We start from the raw sequence: 3782 nt of genomic DNA on the forward strand, positions 1-3782 counted from the left end.
ACGAGGAGGCTCACCAGCCGCCCGCGGAAAGCGAAGTCTTGCACGGAAATCAACAGCGGGGTAACAAGCGCTTCATAAATAGCTCATTTACCCCATTTGTTTGTCTCTAGATTGAATTGATTTCGTTATGTCTCAACTTTTTGTGTAGGGAAAGAGCAATTAAAAGAGAATGTAGGAAGAAAGGAGAGTGAGACAGTTGCATCCTATTATAGTAGAAGAAATTCCTGACTCTATAAAAAAGTATGTGAAAAAAATCGAAAAAGTGACGTTTCCAAAGCAGGGATGTACGTCGGATGTTGGTATCCTTCATACCGCTAAAGAAAGGTATGTTTTAAAGCGGACAAAAGGGGGAAAGTACAGAAAATGGTTATATAAGGAATATTATGTATTGAAGAATATACAAGCACTGGCAGAATGTCGAAGTCCGATCGTTTACAAATTCGTCCAAACAGCAGAAGAGAGCTGGCTGCTGCTAGAATTTTTTGAAGGAAAAACTGTAAGAGAGTATTTAGAGAAAGAAGATAATGAAGAAAAGCGCGAGCACATTGTCTACGAAATGGGGCGTCTTCTTGCTCGCATTCACGATGCGAAGTGTCCAGAACAATTAGTGAGCAAGCAGCTGTGGATCCACCGAATGCTGCAAGAGGCAGAGTACAATTTAATCCACTATAAGGTAGACGGAAATCAACAGCTGCTAAAACAACTGCAGAAGCAAAACATGATATGCAAACAAGAGGTGCTTATTCACGGAGACTACACGATTGATAATGTACTTGTACACGACGGTCGGATAACAACTGTTATTGACTGGAGCGGAGGAACCTGCGGAGACGCTCGTTATGATATGGCGCTTGCTGTGCGCTTTGAAGACGGAATTTTTACAGATAAAGAGCGCGCGTCTTTTTTTAAGGGATATGGCAAGCAGATTTCACAGCACGAATTTTGTTATTTTGCAGAAGGATTGTACGAGTTTTTCTAAGTAATAATGACATCATTTTCTTCATTTGTTGAACGTCCACTTTCTTTGACGAATTCATACTAGTTTTGTCACGTATGAAGGGATTTAAAAATTTCTCTCGAAATGGCTAGTAAATGAAAAAAATGGAGGGATGGAACATGACGATGAAAACGGTAGATGTGGCAAAAGCGCTGGGAATACATCCAAGTACGGTATTAAAGTGGGTCAAAATGGCTGATATCGAGCTAGAGAGAAATGAATCGGGACACTGTGAGTTTACAGAAGAAAATGTTGAAGCACTTAGAAACTTTCAAAAAAACCGCAATCGTCAAGCCGTCGTCAAAGTGGTAGAAAAAGTAGTGGAAAAAGAGGAAGTCGTTATATCTGATGAACGTGCACAAGACATGCAAAAGCAGCTTGATCAGCTTTTTTTAAGGCTAATTGAAAATGAAAAGCGTACAGAAGAAAAAGCGGGAGAAGTAGTGACTTTTCAAATTTTAGAGCATCGTTCAGAAATCGATCGATTAAATAAAGTTATTACGAAATTAGAAAATCGAGTAGTGGAACTTGAAAGTCAGTTAAAAAGTGAAGACAGCTTAAAAGGTAAAAAGCCTGTTCCGAGATGGAGAAGCTTTTTAACCGGTATTTTTAGCTATTAGCAGCGATTTACCATAACGGTAAATCGCTTTTTTTATGGAATTTTATGAAAAATACATCAATTCGTACAGACTTGTGGAAAAAAATCTCAATAATAGTTGACGAAACGCTTAGTAATTTGATAAAACTAATTAAGTTAAGAAAGTGAAATACTTTCGTAAATACATATTCGTTATCATGTGATAGCGTTAAGGAGAGTGACAAGTGAAAAAAAGAGAAGAGCTCGTTCAAGAAATGGAGACGCTGTTTCGCTTTGTGTTCAGACAGCTTCGCCAAGAAATTAATGAAGTATACAATTCAGAGCTATCAACAAATGAATTTATGGTGCTTCGTATGCTGGTTGATTCCGGCAGGCAGCGATCAACTGATTTATCAAAGTATCTTCAAGTGTCAGCAAGCCACATTACGGCGGTAACCGACTTGCTTTTATCAAAAGGCTACATTGCACGCAAACGGTCTGAAAACGATCGGCGTATTATTGATATTGAACTGACCAAGGAAGGACAGGATATTTTTAATGCTATTCAAGAGAAGAAACGAGCCTATTTCCTTGAGCGTTTTGAGCACTTTACAGATAAAGAAATTGAAACGGTGAATAAACTGTTTCAGAAAATTAAAGGCGATCAAAAATAAAGCGCTTTAAGTGCGGAAGAATAATCAGTGAACATGGCTTTCACTGATTATTTTTTTGTCTTAAAACGCAAAGATTATGAAAGGCAAGTTAGTTGGTGAGAACATAAAATCAGCGTATAATAATAGAAAGAACACATGAAGGAGGTCATCTTTTTGACAGAACAATATGAAGTAGCAACTTTTGCGGGCGGCTGTTTTTGGTGTATGGTGAAGCCCTTTGATGAACAGCCAGGCATTATAAAAGTTGTATCTGGCTATACAGGCGGTCACAAAGAGAACCCGACGTACAAAGAAGTATGCTCAGAAACCACGGGCCACTATGAAGCGGTCCAAATTACATTTGATCCAGAGGATTTTCCATATGAAAAGCTTTTAGAACTATACTGGCCTCAAATTGATCCAACGGATGCAGGCGGACAATTTGCGGATAGAGGCGACTCGTATCGAACAGCTATTTTTTATCACAATGAACATCAAAAGGCACTAGCTGAAGAATCGAAGCAGCAATTAGAAGCAAGCGGTCGTTTTTCTGAGCCGATTGCTACACAAATTCTACCGGCAAAACCGTTTTATGAAGCGGAAGAATACCATCAAGGTTACTATAAGAAAAATAAATTCCGCTATGCTATGTATCGACGCGGGTCTGGACGTGATCGTTTTATTAAAGAAAACTGGAAAGACTTTGGACGCGACGACCAGCTGAAAACGACATTAACGCCTATTCAGTATGAAGTCACTCAAAATGACGCAACGGAACCTCCGTTTCGTAATGAATTTTGGGATCATACAGAAGATGGTATTTATGTAGATATCGTATCAGGAGAGCCGTTGTTTAGTTCAACTGATAAATATGATGCCGGATGCGGATGGCCGTCTTTCACAAAAGCGAYTAATAAAGATGAAGTAAAAGAAAACATGGACGTTAGTCATAATATGGTTCGTACAGAAGTACGAAGCAAAACGGCTAACTCTCATTTAGGTCATTTATTTGATGATGGTCCGCAAGATGCAGGCGGCTTGCGCTACTGCATCAACTCAGCAGCTCTTCGCTTTGTTCCGAAGGAAGATTTAGAAAAAGAAGGATACGGGGAATACGCTGTTTTATTTAACAAATAAAATAATATGAGAAAAAGAGCGTGATTCAACTTAAAGTTGGCTCACGCTCTTCTTTTTGTGCTTTCTTTTGTTTTACTTTGGCTCGAATGAGGCTGTAGAGAAAAAGGAAAGGAATATAGCCATAAATAAAGTAAAAGCCGGTCATGGATAATCGTGTATTAAGCTGATCAATAGTTTCCCGATCATCAAAGAAAATTGAAAAACCAAGAAGGGCAATAAGAACTAATATGAGAAAAATGGTAGGCGGCTTATTAAATGTTTTACTAAATCCACGAATTGTACACCATACGCTGACGGCAATAGTAGGAAGAACGACTAAAAGCCACAGAGAAATTAAAATATATTCAAAACGCTGTAAAAATGGAATTTCAATAATTTTAGCCATCGTTAAGGTTGGCCAGATGGTATGGCTTAACTG

At 38.6% G+C, this 3782-nt stretch carries 5 protein-coding genes; 4 read left to right on the top strand and 1 reads right to left on the bottom strand.

Annotated features, from left to right (window positions below):
* Positions 1-187: 187 nt before the first annotated feature.
* The 4 genes from AC1DRF_RS19175 (at position 188) to msrA (ending at position 3364) form a co-directional block, all read left to right on the top strand.
* Positions 188-979: an aminoglycoside phosphotransferase family protein gene (locus AC1DRF_RS19175; RefSeq protein ID WP_427075500.1), complete on the top strand. Its 792-nt coding sequence runs from the start codon at positions 188-190 to the stop codon at positions 977-979.
* Between the two features lie 137 nt (positions 980-1116).
* The gene (locus AC1DRF_RS19180; RefSeq protein WP_034653601.1) at positions 1117-1617 is read left to right on the top strand and encodes a MerR family transcriptional regulator; all 501 of its coding nucleotides are present in this window, start codon (positions 1117-1119) and stop codon (positions 1615-1617) included.
* Between the two features lie 202 nt (positions 1618-1819).
* Entirely contained in the window at positions 1820-2248 is a 429-nt protein-coding gene (locus tag AC1DRF_RS19185) for a MarR family winged helix-turn-helix transcriptional regulator (protein ID WP_427075499.1), read from the top strand.
* A gap of 153 nt (positions 2249-2401) precedes the next feature.
* Complete coding sequence (gene msrA / locus AC1DRF_RS19190) at positions 2402-3364, top strand: peptide-methionine (S)-S-oxide reductase MsrA (protein ID WP_477741416.1); 963 nt, start codon at positions 2402-2404, stop codon at positions 3362-3364.
* 25 nt (positions 3365-3389) lie between these two features.
* On the opposite strand, the gene AC1DRF_RS19195 is transcribed toward msrA, so the two are convergent.
* Positions 3390-3782: GerAB/ArcD/ProY family transporter (locus AC1DRF_RS19195; protein ID WP_477741417.1), on the bottom strand; the 393-nt coding region annotated here is incomplete at its 5' end.

It is taken from the genome of Priestia sp. P5_B4 (assembly GCF_056400385.1).